The organism is Methylobacterium sp. BTF04, assembly GCF_010692745.1.
Taxonomy (GTDB): domain Bacteria; phylum Pseudomonadota; class Alphaproteobacteria; order Rhizobiales; family Beijerinckiaceae; genus Methylobacterium.
In genome coordinates this window covers 155814-169027 of record NZ_JAAHTB010000002.1, presented here as the reverse complement: position 1 = coordinate 169027, position 13214 = coordinate 155814, and the positions used below count along the sequence as shown (strand labels likewise).

At 67.2% G+C, this 13214-nt stretch carries 16 protein-coding genes; 4 read left to right on the top strand and 12 right to left on the bottom strand.

All coding sequences use genetic code 11. The features are described 5' to 3' along the window. Positions 1-2: 2 nt before the first annotated feature. Entirely contained in the window at positions 3-737 is a 735-nt protein-coding gene (locus tag G3T14_RS02270) for an ABC transporter ATP-binding protein (protein WP_246732875.1), read from the bottom strand. Positions 738-956: 219 nt separating this feature from the next. Between G3T14_RS02270 and G3T14_RS02265 the strand changes: the two genes are divergently transcribed. From G3T14_RS02265 to G3T14_RS02255, 3 genes are all read left to right on the top strand, one after another. Beyond that, positions 957-1586, top strand: a complete 630-nt coding sequence (locus G3T14_RS02265; RefSeq protein ID WP_163639588.1) for an arylesterase — start codon at positions 957-959, stop codon at positions 1584-1586. A gap of 4 nt (positions 1587-1590) precedes the next feature. Then, the gene (thpR, locus tag G3T14_RS02260; RefSeq protein ID WP_163639587.1) at positions 1591-2130 is read left to right on the top strand and encodes an RNA 2',3'-cyclic phosphodiesterase; all 540 of its coding nucleotides are present in this window, start codon (positions 1591-1593) and stop codon (positions 2128-2130) included. Positions 2131-2301: 171 nt separating this feature from the next. Next, on the top strand, positions 2302-2802 hold the full coding sequence (locus G3T14_RS02255) for a c-type cytochrome, methanol metabolism-related (RefSeq protein WP_163639757.1): 501 nt from the start codon (positions 2302-2304) through the stop codon (positions 2800-2802). A gap of 21 nt (positions 2803-2823) precedes the next feature. On the opposite strand, the gene coaA is transcribed toward G3T14_RS02255, so the two are convergent. From coaA to petA, 11 genes are all read right to left on the bottom strand, one after another. Continuing rightward, positions 2824-3822 carry a type I pantothenate kinase gene (gene coaA, locus G3T14_RS02250; protein WP_163639756.1) on the bottom strand — a complete coding sequence of 333 codons (999 nt, stop codon included), beginning with the start codon at positions 3820-3822 and terminating at the stop codon, positions 2824-2826. 26 nt (positions 3823-3848) lie between these two features. Further along, positions 3849-4172: a phosphoribosyl-ATP diphosphatase gene (locus G3T14_RS02245; RefSeq protein ID WP_163639585.1), complete on the bottom strand. Its 324-nt coding sequence runs from the start codon at positions 4170-4172 to the stop codon at positions 3849-3851. Positions 4173-4293: 121 nt separating this feature from the next. Next, positions 4294-5070, bottom strand: a complete 777-nt coding sequence (gene hisF, locus G3T14_RS02240) for an imidazole glycerol phosphate synthase subunit HisF (RefSeq protein ID WP_163639583.1) — start codon at positions 5068-5070, stop codon at positions 4294-4296. 21 nt (positions 5071-5091) lie between these two features. Then, positions 5092-5841 carry a 1-(5-phosphoribosyl)-5-[(5-phosphoribosylamino)methylideneamino]imidazole-4-carboxamide isomerase gene (gene hisA, locus G3T14_RS02235; protein ID WP_163639581.1) on the bottom strand — a complete coding sequence of 250 codons (750 nt, stop codon included), beginning with the start codon at positions 5839-5841 and terminating at the stop codon, positions 5092-5094. A 48-nt stretch (positions 5842-5889) separates the two neighbouring features. Continuing rightward, complete coding sequence (gene hisH, locus G3T14_RS02230) at positions 5890-6552, bottom strand: imidazole glycerol phosphate synthase subunit HisH (protein ID WP_163639579.1); 663 nt, start codon at positions 6550-6552, stop codon at positions 5890-5892. Then, the gene (locus G3T14_RS02225; RefSeq protein WP_163639577.1) at positions 6549-7037 is read right to left on the bottom strand and encodes a DUF2628 domain-containing protein; all 489 of its coding nucleotides are present in this window, start codon (positions 7035-7037) and stop codon (positions 6549-6551) included. Before G3T14_RS02225 ends, hisH begins: the two co-directional genes overlap by 4 nt. Before the next feature lie 32 nt (positions 7038-7069). Beyond that, entirely contained in the window at positions 7070-7657 is a 588-nt protein-coding gene (gene hisB / locus G3T14_RS02220) for an imidazoleglycerol-phosphate dehydratase HisB (RefSeq protein WP_163639575.1), read from the bottom strand. A 117-nt stretch (positions 7658-7774) separates the two neighbouring features. Further along, a complete protein-coding gene (locus G3T14_RS02215) occupies positions 7775-8650 on the bottom strand; it encodes an S-methyl-5'-thioadenosine phosphorylase (protein ID WP_163639572.1) in 876 nt (291 codons plus the stop codon). Positions 8651-8757: 107 nt separating this feature from the next. After that, complete coding sequence (locus G3T14_RS02210) at positions 8758-9654, bottom strand: cytochrome c1 (protein ID WP_163639570.1); 897 nt, start codon at positions 9652-9654, stop codon at positions 8758-8760. Between the two features lie 22 nt (positions 9655-9676). After that, the gene (locus G3T14_RS02205; RefSeq protein WP_163639568.1) at positions 9677-10963 is read right to left on the bottom strand and encodes a cytochrome b N-terminal domain-containing protein; all 1287 of its coding nucleotides are present in this window, start codon (positions 10961-10963) and stop codon (positions 9677-9679) included. A gap of 32 nt (positions 10964-10995) precedes the next feature. Further along, on the bottom strand, positions 10996-11571 hold the full coding sequence (gene petA, locus G3T14_RS02200; RefSeq protein WP_281409783.1) for a ubiquinol-cytochrome c reductase iron-sulfur subunit: 576 nt from the start codon (positions 11569-11571) through the stop codon (positions 10996-10998). A gap of 374 nt (positions 11572-11945) precedes the next feature. On the opposite strand from petA, the gene glp reads away from it, so the two are divergent. Continuing rightward, on the top strand, positions 11946-13196 hold the full coding sequence (gene glp / locus G3T14_RS02195) for a gephyrin-like molybdotransferase Glp (RefSeq protein ID WP_163639564.1): 1251 nt from the start codon (positions 11946-11948) through the stop codon (positions 13194-13196). Positions 13197-13214 lie beyond the last annotated feature (18 nt).

The window sequence follows — 13214 nt, the reverse complement described above, 5'->3', positions numbered from 1 at the left end:
CGTCAGGCGGCCACCGGGTCTTCGACCCGGCCGGATCGCAGACGGACCGTGCGGTCGCACAGCCGGGCGAGGCCGGGATCGTGGGTCACCAGCACCAGGGTCGCGCCGCGATCGCGCTTGAGGGCGAACAGCAGATCGACGATCTGGCGGCCGGTGGCTTCATCGAGATTGCCGGTAGGCTCATCGGCGACGAGAATCGCCGGATCGGGGGCGATGGCGCGGGCGATGGCGACGCGTTGCTGCTCGCCACCCGACAGCTGTGCCGGATAATGATGCAGGCGGTGGCCGAGACCCACGGCTTCGAGCTCCGCCTTGGCGCGAAAATGGGCGTCCGGCTTGTCGGCGAGTTCGAGCGGCAGAGCGACGTTCTCGAGCGCCGTCATGGTCGGGACGAGGTGGAAGGCCTGGAACACGATACCGATGCGCCGGCCGCGGAACCGCGCCAGCGCATCCTCGTCGAGCCCACCGAGATCGGTGCCCTCCACGACGATGCGACCGCTATCGGGCCGTTCCAGCCCGGCCATCACCATCAGCAGCGTCGATTTGCCGGAGCCCGAAGGGCCGACGAGGCCCACCGCCTCGCCCTGCCCTACCTCCAGGGAAATTCCGCGCAACACATGCACCCGCGCCGCGCCGCGCCCGAGGCTGAGATCGATTCCGGACAGGGCGATGGCCCGGACATCGGCCGCAATCGCAGCCTGCCGCGGATCGTCGGTCTCCGCCGACTTCCCGAACATTCCCTTGCCGAACATCACCGGGAGACCGATCTGTGCGAAGCTGGGATCGGGACGAAGGTCATCGATACCAGTGTCTTCGAGGGAAGTGTCTTCGCGGGAAGTGTCATGGGGACCGAGGGTCGAGGTTGTGTGCGAATGGGTCTGTGCTCTGTGTCACGTCTCGCCGATATGGTCCGTCGACGCGAGCGGAACCATGACCGTCGCCGGTTCGCGATCGTAATGGTGCTCTTTGCCGCACTCGGCCTCGCGGGCTCTCCCGTTGGCGCGACACCGGTCGCACGTCCCCTCAACATCGTGGCGTTCGGCGACAGCCTCACGGCGGGCTATCGCCTGCCCGCATCCGCCGCTTTTCCCACCGTGCTGGAGCGCGAACTGAAGGCGCGCGGCCGGGTGGTGTCGGTCGCCAATGCGGGTGTGTCGGGGGACACCAGCACCGGCGGGCTCGACCGTCTCGATTGGTCGGTGCCGGACGGGACCGATGGCGTCATCGTCGAACTCGGCGCCAACGACATGCTGCGCGGCACCGATCCCGCCGTCACCCGCAAGGCGCTCGACGCCATCGTCAGTCGCCTGAAAGCCCGGGGCATTCCGGTGATGCTGGCCGGCATGCGGGCCTCGGCCAATCTCGGTCCCGATTATGTCGCGCGCTTCGATGCGATCTATCCGGACCTCGCCAAGAGCTACGGACTCGTCCTGTACCCGTTCTTCCTGGCCGGGATCGCCGGCGACCGGAGCTACAATCTCGAGGACGGCCTCCACCCCAACCCCAAGGGCGTCGAGACTATCGTCGCGGGTATCCTACCGTCGGTGGAGAGCTTCCTCGACCGGATTGGTCAGGCTCCGCGCTGATCCGATGCCACGCCTGTTCACCGGACTCGAAATCCCACAGGCTGTCGCCGACAGCCTGATCCGTCTCCAGAGCGGCTTGCGCGGCGCGCGCTGGATCCTGCCGACCGACCTGCACATCACCCTGCGATTCCTCGGGGACGTCGATGCGACCTGCGCCGAGGAATTTCACGCCCTGCTTGAAGCCACTCGTCCACGCAGCCCCATCGCTGTGACCCTCGACGCCCTGGCGAGCTTCGGTGGCGACAAGCCCCGCGCGATCATCGCCACCGTGACGGCTGATGCCGCCCTCACCGAACTTCAGTCCGAGCATGAGCGGATCGCCCGCGAGGCCGGGGCCGATCCGGAGCGGCGCAAATTCACCCCGCATGTCACCCTCGGCCGCCTGCGCCGCGACGTGACCGCGCCGGACGTCGCTCTCTATCTGGAAGAATGCGGGCTGTTCACCCCGCTGCGCTTCACCGCGGCCCGGGTCGCCCTGTTCTCGGCGCGGGACTCGACGGGGGGCGGTCCCTATGTGGTGGAGGCCGCCTACCCGCTCGGGTGAGCACGTTCTTCCGCCCGAAGGGCATCCATCACGTTTGCGGGATTGGAGCGGTTCTGAACTGATCGGCTGCAACGATCGTCATCGTCCGGCGTCTTCGAGGGACTTCGTAGCGATTTGGAGTGTTCCGTGCGCAGCTTTTTCCCGATCGGCCTGGCCCTCGCCTCTTCCTTAATGATGGTTGGGGCTGCCAATGCCGATCCCGCCCCGGATGCCGCATCGCTGAAGAGCGAGGGACCCGTGCAACCGACCAAGGTCGAGGACGGCAAGTACACCGATAAGGACGGCACCCCGACCTACCGGGTCACCGAGGGCGGCAAGCAGGTCGATTGGAGTTCGATGTCCGGCTACCTGCGCTACAATGCCAATTGCATCGTCTGTCACGGGCCGGATGGCGCCGGCTCCACCTACGCGCCGTCCCTGGTCGATGCCCTCAAGCACGACGATTACGCGACCTTCGTCGGCATCGTCGCTGGCGGCAAGAAGGACGTGAATGCGTCCGAGCAGCTGGTGATGCCGGCCTTCGGCGAGAACAAGAACGTCATGTGCTACATCGACGACGTCTACGTCTATCTGCGCGCCCGCTCCGACGGCGTCATCGGCCGTGGCCGTCCGGCCGAGCACGAGCCGAAATCCGCGACCTTCAAGAAGGCGGAAGACGCTTGCATGGGGTGAAGGGCGATGGGGGAACGGCGGTCACAGCCGCCGGAGCGCCACGCTCTCGATCCGGTGGCTCGCGCCCTTGGCGAGAATCAGGCTTGCCCGCTGGCGGGTCGGCAGGATGTTGTCGCGCAGGTTCGGCAGGTTGATCGTCGTCCACAAGCGGTCGGCGATGTCCATCGCCTCCGCCTCGGTCACCTCGGCATACTTGCGGAAGTAGGAGAGCGGATCGCGGAACGCGGTCTGGCGCAGGCGCAGGAAGCGGTTGACGTACCAGCGATGCAGGTCATCTTCGTGCCCATCGAGGTAGATCGAGAAGTCGAAGAAGTCGGAGACGAACGGGATCGCGGTACCGTCTCGGGGAAGTCGCGCCGGCTGAAGCACGTTCAGGCCCTCGACGATGAGGATGTCGGGGGATTCCACCACCCGCTCCTCGCCTGGCATCACGTCATAGACGAGGTGCGAGTAGAGCGGTGCAGCGACCCGCTTCTTGCCGGCCTTGATGTCGGTGAGAAAGCGCAGGAGAGCGGCTGTGTCGTAGCTCTCCGGGAACCCCTTGCGCTCCATCGCGCCCATCTGCTGCAACTCGGCATTGGGCAGCAGGAACCCATCCGTGGTGATGAGGTCGACCTTCGGGGTATTGGGCCAGCGGGCGAGCAACGCCTTGAGCACCCGGGCGCTGGTGGACTTGCCCACCGCCACGGACCCCGCCACGCCGATGATGTAGGGCACCTTGGCCTCCCGCTCGGCGAGCAGGAAGCGCTGTGTCGCCTTGAACAGGCCTTGCGTCGCCGCGACGTAGAGCGAGAGCAGGCGCGACAGAGGCAGATAGATCGCCTCGACCTCTTCCACCGAGATCGGATCGTTCAAGGATTGCAGGCGTGCCACGTCCTCGGCGGTGAGGGTCAACGGCGTGTCGGCACGCAACTGCGCCCACTCGTCGCGGGTGAACAAGCGGTAGGGGGAGAGCCGCTCCGGGCCGACACCGGTGACCGGGTCCTGGCCGAGAGCCGGATCGCGTTCGGAATGGCCGATTGCCGTCACGGGGCCGGTTGCGACGTTCACGCCGGCCTCCGGGCCGCCTTCTCGGCGATACCGCTCTGAGCGGTGCGGCGCTCGAGTTCCGCCATGACCTCGTCGAGGCCGATGCCGCCGCCGCGCAGCACCACCAGGAGATGGTAGAGCACGTCCGCCGCCTCGCTCACCAGGCCGGCCCGGTCGCATTGTACGGCGGCGATGGCCGCTTCGACGGCCTCCTCACCGAGCTTCTTTGCGGCTTTGGCCGGACCGCCGGACAGCAGCTTGGCGGTATAGGATTGGTCGGCCGGCGCCGCGGCGCGGGTGGCGACCAGGTCTTCCAGGTCGGCAAGGGTGAACTGGGTCATGCGGTCCTGGGTCCCGGCGTACCGGACTTATCGTGCCGAGCGTGGAAGCGTGCTGCACTGACGTTCATGCGGCAAGGGCTCTTTAAAGCAAAGGCCCGCTCGGGCAAGAACCGCCTGCGCGTCACGCGTCGAGCCGCATGGCCAGACCGGCCGCTGCCATATGCGCCTTGGCCTCGGCCACCGTGTGCTGGCCGAAATGGAAGATCGAGGCGGCGAGAACCGCGCTGGCCCTACCGTCGCGGACGCCGGCCACCAAGTCGTCGAGCCCGCCGACGCCGCCGGAAGCGATCACCGGAACGCTCACCGCATCCGAGATCGCCCGTGTCAGGGCGATGTCGTAGCCCGATCGCATCCCGTCCCGGTCCATCGAGGTCACCAGGAGTTCGCCCGCCCCGCGCGCGGTGACCATCCGGGCGAAGGCGATGGCGTCGAGGCCGGTGGGATTGCGCCCGCCATGGGTGAAGATCTGCCAGGCCGCCGGCTCACCGGGGCCGGATGTGCGCTTGGCATCGATGGCGACGACGATGCACTGACTGCCGAACTTTTCGGCGCCCCTGGCGACGAAGTCGGGATCGTTCACCGCGGCGGTGTTGATCGAGACCTTGTCGGCGCCGGCGAGCAGCAGCGTCCGGATGTCGGCCACCGTACGGATCCCGCCGCCCACGGTGAGCGGCATGAAACAGGCTTCCGCGGTGCGGCTCACCGCATCGAGGAGCGTGCCGCGATCCTCGTGGCTCGCGGTGATGTCGAGGAAGCAGAGCTCGTCGGCGCCGGCCGCGTCATAGGCTTTGGCGGCCTCGACGGGATCGCCGGCGTCGCGCAGCGCCATGAACTGCACGCCCTTCACGACGCGGCCGTCCTTGACGTCGAGGCAAGGAATGATGCGGGTCTTGAGCACGGCTCAGCTCCTCGAACGGGGTCAGGCCGCCGGAGCCGCGCCGGTCGCGTGCCGGATTGCGGCGAGCGCCTCGCGCGGGTCGATGCGTCCATCGTAGAGCGCGCGTCCGGTGATGGCGCCGGCGAGGAGCGCGCAATCCGGCTCGAGCAGGCGGTGCACGTCGTCGATGGAGGCGAGGCCTCCGGAGGCGATCACCGGGATCGTCACGGCGCGGGCAAGCCCGAGGGTCATCTCGATGTTGAGACCCTTGAGGATGCCGTCGCGGGCGATGTCGGTGTAGATGAGCGCCGCGACACCGGCATCCTCGAAGCGGCGCCCGAGCTCCTCGGCGGTCATGCTGGATGTGGTGGCCCAGCCCTCCACCGCGACGCGGCCATCCTTGGCGTCGATCCCCACGGCGATGCGACCGGGATAGAGCCGGGCCGCCTCACGGACGAAGGCCGGATCACGCACCGCGGCGGTACCGATGATCACGCGGCGGACGCCCTTGGCGAGCCACGCCTCCAGCGTCTTCATCTCGCGGATGCCGCCGCCGAGTTGCACCGGCAGCTTGGTCCGCGCCAGGATCGCGTCCACGGCGGAGGCGTTCATCGGCGCACCGGCGAAGGCACCGTCGAGATCGACCACGTGGAGCCAGGAGAAGCCCTGCTCCTCGAACACCGCCGCCTGCGCCGCGGGGTCGTCGCTGAACACGATGGCCTGCGCCATGTCGCCCTGGACGAGGCGGACACAGCGCCCTTCCTTCAGATCGATAGCCGGAAACAGGATCACGCGTCGGTTCGCCTTCGGGTCAGGTCGTCTGAGGGGATCGGCACGGCGTCAGGGGCGCCAGCGCAAGAAATTCGCGATAAAGGCCAAGCCGAGGCGCTGGCTCTTCTCCGGGTGGAACTGCGTGCCGGCGATGTTGTTGCGCGCCACCATCGCGGTCACCGGCCCGCCATAGTCGGAATGCGCGACACGATCCGCCGGATCCCGCGGTGTCAGCGCGAAGCTATGGACGAAATACGCATGCAGGCCGTCCGGCCCGAGGGGGATGTCGGCGAGCAGCGCATGGTCGCGATCGACGTCCAGCGTGTTCCAGCCCATATGCGGCACCTTCAGCGCCGGATTGGACGGGACGATCGGGCCGACATCGCCCGCGATCCAATCGAGCCCCGGCGTCGCCGCATATTCGAGGCCACGCGTCGCGAGCAGTTGCATGCCGACACAGATGCCGAGGAACGGGCGCGAACGGCTATGGGCGGTATGCGCCATGGCCTCGACCATGCCCGAGACGGCGTCCAAGCCCCGCCGGCAATCGGCATAGGCTCCGACACCCGGCAGAACGACCCGATCGGCATTCGCCACCACGTCGGCGTCGTCGGTGAGCAGGATGCGGGTGGAATCGAGACCAGCCTCTCGTGCCGCCCGCTCGAAGGCCTTGGCCGCCGAGTGAAGATTTCCGGATCCGTAATCGATGATCGCGACGGTCTGCCCGTTCACCGACGGTCCTCGCTGAACGGAAACATCCCGAACGCCTCTTCGGTCGGACGACCGGGCAGGCCCGTCGGGCTCGCCGGTGCCGAGACGGGGCGGGCCGAAATGCCATCGAGCCAGCGGCGTGCCGCCTTCATCTCGGCTTCCTCCGGGCTTGCCGCGATGACGGCGTCACGCACCGGACGACCACAACGGGCATAGGTCCAGCGGCGCAAGGACGAGGCTTCGAGCCCGATCAGGGTCAGAACCAGCAGCGTGACGACGAGCGCCGCGACGTCGGTCAGCCCGAGGACGTGACCAAGGAACGCCGTGCCGACGAGGAGCGCCACCACGCCGACAGTCGCGATCCAGAGTCGGTGATAGAGAAACCAGAGCGGCGAGAAGGCGAAGGCCGCCCATGAGAAACCGTCCGGCACGAGATGCGCGCGCTCGAGGCCGTGCGCCTCGCCGGCCATGGCGTCCCCGTCGAGGTGCAGCGTGTAGGTCCGCATCGGATTGTCTCCTGCCCCGGCCCGTCGCGGGGTCAGAGCGTCCCCTTGGTGGAGGGCACGCGTCCGTCCTCACGCGGGTCGACCGCGACCGCCCGCCGCAAGGCGCGGGCCAAGCCCTTGAAACAACTCTCGGCGATGTGGTGGGCATTGTCGCCGTAGAGTGTCTCTACGTGGAGCGTGATCCCGGCATTCATGGCGAAGGCCTGGAACCACTCGCGCACGAGTTCGGTGTCGAATTGGCCGATCTTCTCCACCCGGAAGCCGGTGCGAAACACCAGGAACGGCCTGCCGGAAATATCGACGGCGACGCGGGTCAGCGTCTCGTCCATGGGCATGTGGATGTCGGCGTAGCGCGCGATCCCGCGCTTGTCGGCGAGCGCCTGGGCGAAAGCCTGCCCCAGCGCGATGCCGGAATCTTCCGTGGTGTGGTGCTGGTCGACATGCAGATCGCCGGTGACCGTGACGTCGAGGTCGAACAGGGCGTGACGCGCGAACAATTCCAGCATGTGGTCCAGAAAGCCGACGCCGGTCGCGATGGCGGCGCGGCCGGTCCCATCGAGAGTCAGGGCGACGTGAACGTCGGTCTCAGCCGTACGGCGGTCGATGCTGGCGGCGCGCATGCCCGTGGATTTCGCTCAAGGTACGTCGGGTTACGGAAACGAATCAGCCTTCTAGAGCCAAGACCGGTCGGCTGTGAAGGGATCAGCCGACCGATTCCACCGGAATGCGCCGGGGTGTCAGTCGCGCAGCACCCGGCCGGCGACGGCGTCGAGCTTGGCGACGAGAGCCGGATCGCGCTGGGCCGGTGCGGTCATGACCGCGCCGTCGAGGGCGTGCTCGCTTCCGGCCGGACAGGCCTCCCGCTCCTTGGGGAAGTCGCGGGCGAGGCGCGCGACGAGACGGGCCGCCTTGCTCGCATTGGTACGAGCCACCGCCACGACGGAGGCCACGTCCACCGCGTGATGGGTGGGGTGCCAACAGTCGAAATCCGTGACCATGGCGATGGTGGCGTAGGTGATCTCGGCCTCACGGGCGAGCTTGGCCTCCGGCATGTTGGTCATGCCGATGACGTCGTAGCCCTGCGCCTTGTAGGTGGTGGACTCGGCATAGCTCGAGAATTGCGGGCCTTCCATGCAGACATAGGTCCCGCCACGATGGATCACGATGTTCTCGGCTTCCGCCGCCGCCGCGATGCGTCCCTGGAGGACGGGACCGACTGGGTGGGCCAGCGAGACATGGGCAACGCAGCCATTGCCAAAGAACGACGCGGCGCGCCCATGGGTGCGGTCGACGAATTGATCGACGAGAACGAACAGGCCGGGATGCAATTCGGCGCGAAACGAGCCGCAGGCCGACAGTGAAACCAGATCGGTCACACCGGCCCGCTTCAAGGCATCGATATTGGCGCGGTAGTTGATGCCCGAGGGCGAGAGGCGGTGGCCGCGTCCGTGGCGGGCGAGGAACACTACCTTGGTGTCGCCGATCCGGCCGATCCGGAGCGCGTCCGAGGGTTCGCCCCAGGGCGATTCGATCGCCTCTTCGCGGATGTCTTCGAGCCCCGGCAGGTCGTAGACCCCCGAGCCGCCCATCACGCCGAGCACCGCTGCCGTCATGCTTCGCTCCATAAAGTTTGCGCCGGACGCCCCCTCGCGGGGCGCCGGCGCATGCCGTCTTGACGAAGGACGGTCCCGGATTCGGGACCGTCCGATGTGTTGGCCGTTCAGTAGGTCTTGTGAAGCTCGGGCTGCAAGCCGTGGACCTCGCCGCCGGCCTTCGCCCAGACTTTCTTCTTCACGTAGTAGAGCAGGCCCGACAGGATGAGCAGGAACAGGATCACCCGGAAGCCGAGGGCCTTGCGGGCCATCATGTGCGGCTCGGCGGTCCAGGCCAGGAAGGCGGCGATGTCCTTGCCGTATTGATTGACGGTCTCGGGAACCACCGGCTCGCCGTTCGCGCCCTTGGCGTAGGTCACCTGACCGTCGCTCAGCGGCTTGGGCATCGCGATCAGATGACCGGGATAATAGATGTTGTAGTAGGTACCCGCAGGGGTTTCCTTGCCGTCCGGCGGGTCTTCGTAGCCGGTCAGGATCGCATGGATGTAGTCGACGCCGTGCTCGGTATAGCCGACGAACGGCAGCGCATCGATGAGGAACCAGGGGAAGCCGCGACTGTAGGTGCGGGCCTTGGACAGAACCGAGAAGTCGGGCGGCGCCTTGCCGCCATTGGCCGCTGCGGCAGCCTTCTCGTTGGGGAATGGCGGCGGCACGGCATCGCCGGGCCGGGCCGGACGATCGACGTCCTCACCGACATCGTTCTGTTCCTTGACCTTGTACTCGGCGGCGAGGGCCTTGACCTGGCCGGTGCTGAAGCTCGGGCCGCCTTCCTCCGCGAGATTGCGGAACCGCACGAAGTTCATGCTGTGGCAGCTCGAACAGACTTCCTTGTAGACCTGGAAGCCGCGCTGAAGCTGCGCCTCGTCGAAGCGTCCGAAGATTCCGGAGAAGCTCCACTTCTCCCGCGGCGGATGCGGGGTGTCGTGCCCGTCCTCCGCGGACGCGGCGGCGAGGCCGAGGGTGGCCGCGAACACGGACGCGGCGATCAGGCGGGTCATTTTCATGGTGCTCGACAAGTCCCTGCCCTCAGCCCTTGGACGATGGTGCGGCGGCCGCGCCCACCGGCATGCCGGAGCCGGAAAACTGTTTGCCCGGTCCGGTGACGCTGTCGAGGATCGAACCCGGCATCGGCTTCGGGGTCTCGAACAGGCCCACCAGCGGCATCACCAGGAGGAAATGCGCGAAGTAATAGGCGGTGCAGAGACGGGCGGCGATGACGTAGCCACCCTCGGGCGGCATGGCTCCGAGATAGCCGAGCGCCACGCAGACCGACACGAACAGCCACAGGAACTGCCGGTAGATCGGCCGGTAATTCGCCGAGCGGATGCGCGAGGTGTCGAGCCACGGGGCCAGCGCCAGGATCAGGACCGCGCTGAACATCAGCACCACGCCACCGAGCTTGTCCGGGACGGCGCGAAGGATCGCGTAGAACGGCAGGAAGTACCATTCCGGCACGATATGCGCGGGCGTCACGGCGGGGTTGGCCGGAATGTAGTTGTCGGCATGCCCGAGATAGTTCGGCTGATAGAAGATCCAGTAGGCGAAGAAGGCGAAGAACACCATCGACGCGAACACGTCCTTGATCGTCGCGTAGGGCGTGAACGGGACCGTGTCCTTGTCCGACTTGATCGGGATGCCGGTGGGATTGTTCTGACCGGTCACATGCAGTGCCCAGACGTGCAGGACGACCACGCCGAGGATCATGAACGGCAGCAGGTAATGCAGCGAGAAGAAGCGGTTCAGGGTCGGGCTGCCCACCGAGTAGCCGCCCCAGAGCAGGCTCTGGATGGTATCGCCGACCACCGGGATGGCGCCCAGGATGCTGGTGATGACGGTGGCGCCCCAGAAGCTCATCTGGCCCCACGGCAGGGTGTAGCCGAGGAAGGCGGTGGCCATCATCAGCAGGTAGATGATCACGCCGAGGATGTAGAGGATTTCGCGTGGTGCCTTGTAGGAGCCGTAATACAGCGCCCGGAACATGTGGATGTAGACCGCCACGAAGAACATCGAGGCGCCGTTGGCGTGCATGTAGCGCAACAGCCAGCCGTAATTCACGTCGCGCATGATGTGCTCGACGGAGTTGAAGGCACCGGCGGCCGTCGGCTCGTAATGCATCGCGAGCCAGATGCCCGTGACGATCTGCGAGATCAGCATCGCCATCAGGATGGCGCCGAAGGTCCAGAAGTAGTTGAGATTCCGCGGGACCGGATACGAGACGAACGACGAGTGGACCAGACCCACGATGGGCAGTCGCGACTCGAACCATTTCGCCAACCGGCTCTTGGGTACGTAGGTGCTGGCGTGTGCGCTCATGGGGCTCCCCGCTTCAATTCTGTTGGGGTTCGTCAGGCTGCTGCCTTGCCGGCCTCTTCGCCGATCCGGATCTTCGTATCCGTCTCGAAGGCGTAGGGCGGAACGGGCAGATTCGCCGGGGCGGGCCCGCGCCGGACCCGGCCGGACGTGTCGTAGAGCGAGCCATGGCAGGGGCACGACCAGCCTTCGTACTGGCCCTGGTGCCCCAGCGGCACGCAGCCGAGATGGGTGCAATTGCCGTAGACGATCAGCCACTTGGCGTGGCCGTCCTTCACACGGGCCGAATCGGCCTGGGGATCGATGAGCTCGGACAGCTTCACGTCCTGCGCTTCTTTGATCTCCTTCTCGGATCGGCTGCGCACGAAGATCAGCTTGCCGCGCCAGAACACGTTGACGATCTGGCCTTCCTGAATCGGCGTCAGATCGACTTCGAGGGGCGCACCGGCTGCGATGGTCTCGGCATCCGGCGCCATCGAGGCGACGAAGGGCCAAGCGACCGCAACACCGCCGACCGCCAGGCCGGCACCGGTAGCGAGGAACATGAAGTCACGCCGCGTGCCGTCCGGCTCGCCATGGGTGCTATCGGGATTGGCTGCCGTGTTCGCCAAGTGTCGGACTCCGAGCATGGATGCTGAACGTGGGCCAGCGGCGCGCGGGGCGCTGTTGGCCGGCCGAGACATTAGAGGCTTTCGAAGGAATGTCAGCCCGGCGGGACCGAAGCACTTTCCTGCAGAGTTTTGCAATGCGACCCCGCGTCACTCGAAGTCAAGGCGAAGGTCATCGTCGCTCGTACGCAGCCATGACAGGCCGGCCGTCCCGTCACCGCCACAAGGGCCGGCCGTGACGATGGCGAACGGTGATTCTCCGGCGTGCCCGGTGGCGGCCCGGCCGGCTTTGGTGCATGCCCACAACCCGAATGCCACCGAAAAGTCGGCGCGCCGATGATGTGGGCGGGCGACCGGACGACTGAGGTTGGGGGGACATGGCGCGACTGATCGATGATTGCTTGGCATCGGGCTCATCCGCGATGACGCTCGACGATGCGGTCGCGCTCATCGCGGTGCGGTTCCCCATCTGCGCCGGCATCGAGACGGTTGCGCTGCAGGACGCCGATGGCCGCATCCTGGCGCAGGATGTCATCGCCGGCATTAACTTGCCGCCTTTCGACAATTCCGCGGTGGACGGATACGCGGTGCGCCACGCCGATCTCGCCCCTGAGGGCGAAACCGTACTACCGGTCCGTGGCCGGATCGCCGCCGGGGCCACCGAGGCCGGTATCGCCGCGGCCTGTGCGGTGCGCATCTTCACCGGGGCGCCGATGCCGGCGGGTGCCGACACCGTCTTCATGCAGGAAGACGTGGTGGTCGATGGCGCGCAGGTGGTGTTGCCGTCCGGGTTGAAGCGCGGCGCCAACCGCCGCGTGGCCGGCGAGGATGTCGCCTGCGGCGCCCGCGTGCTGGCCGATGGGCACCGTCTCACGCCGCAGGATGTGGCGCTCGCCGCAGCGGTCGGCCACCATCGCCTCGACCTGCGCCGGCGTTTGCGGGTGGCGGTCTTCTCCACCGGTGACGAGGTCGCCGAGCCCGGAGCCGCCCTGCGTCCGGGAGCGATTCACGATTCGAATCGGGTGATGCTGGTGGCGCTGCTGCGCCGGTTCGGCACAGAAGTGCACGATCTCGGCATCCTACGCGACGATGCCGCGCAACTCGGCAGCCGCCTCGCGGAATGCGCCCCATCCTACGATCTCATCCTCACCTCGGGCGGCGTCTCGGTGGGAGAGGAAGACCACGTCCGGCCGGCGATCGAGGCGGTGGGCCGCCTCGTGTTCTGGCGCCTGCGGATCAAGCCCGGTCGGCCCGTCGCGATGGGGGTGATCGGCGACACCGCCTTCGTCGGCCTTCCGGGCAACCCGGTGGCGGCCTACGTGACGCTGATGTTCCTGGTCCGTCCGCTCATCGCCCGCCTCGCGGGGGCGACAGTCCGGCCGCCGCTCGCGATACCCGTCCGTGCCGGATTCACGCATGCCAAGCGCGCCGGGCGCCGCGAATTCCTTCGGGTCGTCCTGCACCGGACGCCGGACGGCGCCCTCGAAGCCCATAAGTGCTCGACCCATGGCGCTGCCGGGCTCGCCTCGCTCGCGGCCAGTGACGCTCTGGCGATCCTGGCCGAAGACGTGACAGCGTTGCAGGCTGGAGACATCGTCGATGTCATTTTCCACGACCGTCTCGGGTAGGTCTTCGACAGGTCCCAC

Excerpts from the sequence above, each read along its gene's own strand:
- G3T14_RS02270 (WP_246732875.1), bottom strand. The coding sequence starts at position 737 with ATGTTCGGGAAGTCGGCGGAGACCGACGATCCGCGGCAGGCTGCGATT.
- G3T14_RS02265 (WP_163639588.1), top strand. The coding sequence starts at position 957 with ATGGTGCTCTTTGCCGCACTCGGCCTCGCGGGCTCTCCCGTTGGCGCG.
- thpR (WP_163639587.1), top strand. The coding sequence starts at position 1,591 with ATGCCACGCCTGTTCACCGGACTCGAAATCCCACAGGCTGTCGCCGAC.
- G3T14_RS02255 (WP_163639757.1), top strand. The coding sequence starts at position 2,302 with ATGATGGTTGGGGCTGCCAATGCCGATCCCGCCCCGGATGCCGCATCG.
- G3T14_RS02245 (WP_163639585.1), bottom strand. The coding sequence starts at position 4,172 with ATGACCCAGTTCACCCTTGCCGACCTGGAAGACCTGGTCGCCACCCGC.
- G3T14_RS02225 (WP_163639577.1), bottom strand. The coding sequence starts at position 7,037 with ATGCGGACCTACACGCTGCACCTCGACGGGGACGCCATGGCCGGCGAG.
- hisB (WP_163639575.1), bottom strand. The coding sequence starts at position 7,657 with ATGCGCGCCGCCAGCATCGACCGCCGTACGGCTGAGACCGACGTTCAC.
- G3T14_RS02215 (WP_163639572.1), bottom strand. The coding sequence starts at position 8,650 with ATGACGGCAGCGGTGCTCGGCGTGATGGGCGGCTCGGGGGTCTACGAC.
- G3T14_RS02210 (WP_163639570.1), bottom strand. The coding sequence starts at position 9,654 with ATGAAAATGACCCGCCTGATCGCCGCGTCCGTGTTCGCGGCCACCCTC.
- G3T14_RS02205 (WP_163639568.1), bottom strand. The coding sequence starts at position 10,963 with ATGAGCGCACACGCCAGCACCTACGTACCCAAGAGCCGGTTGGCGAAA.
- glp (WP_163639564.1), top strand. The coding sequence starts at position 11,946 with ATGGCGCGACTGATCGATGATTGCTTGGCATCGGGCTCATCCGCGATG.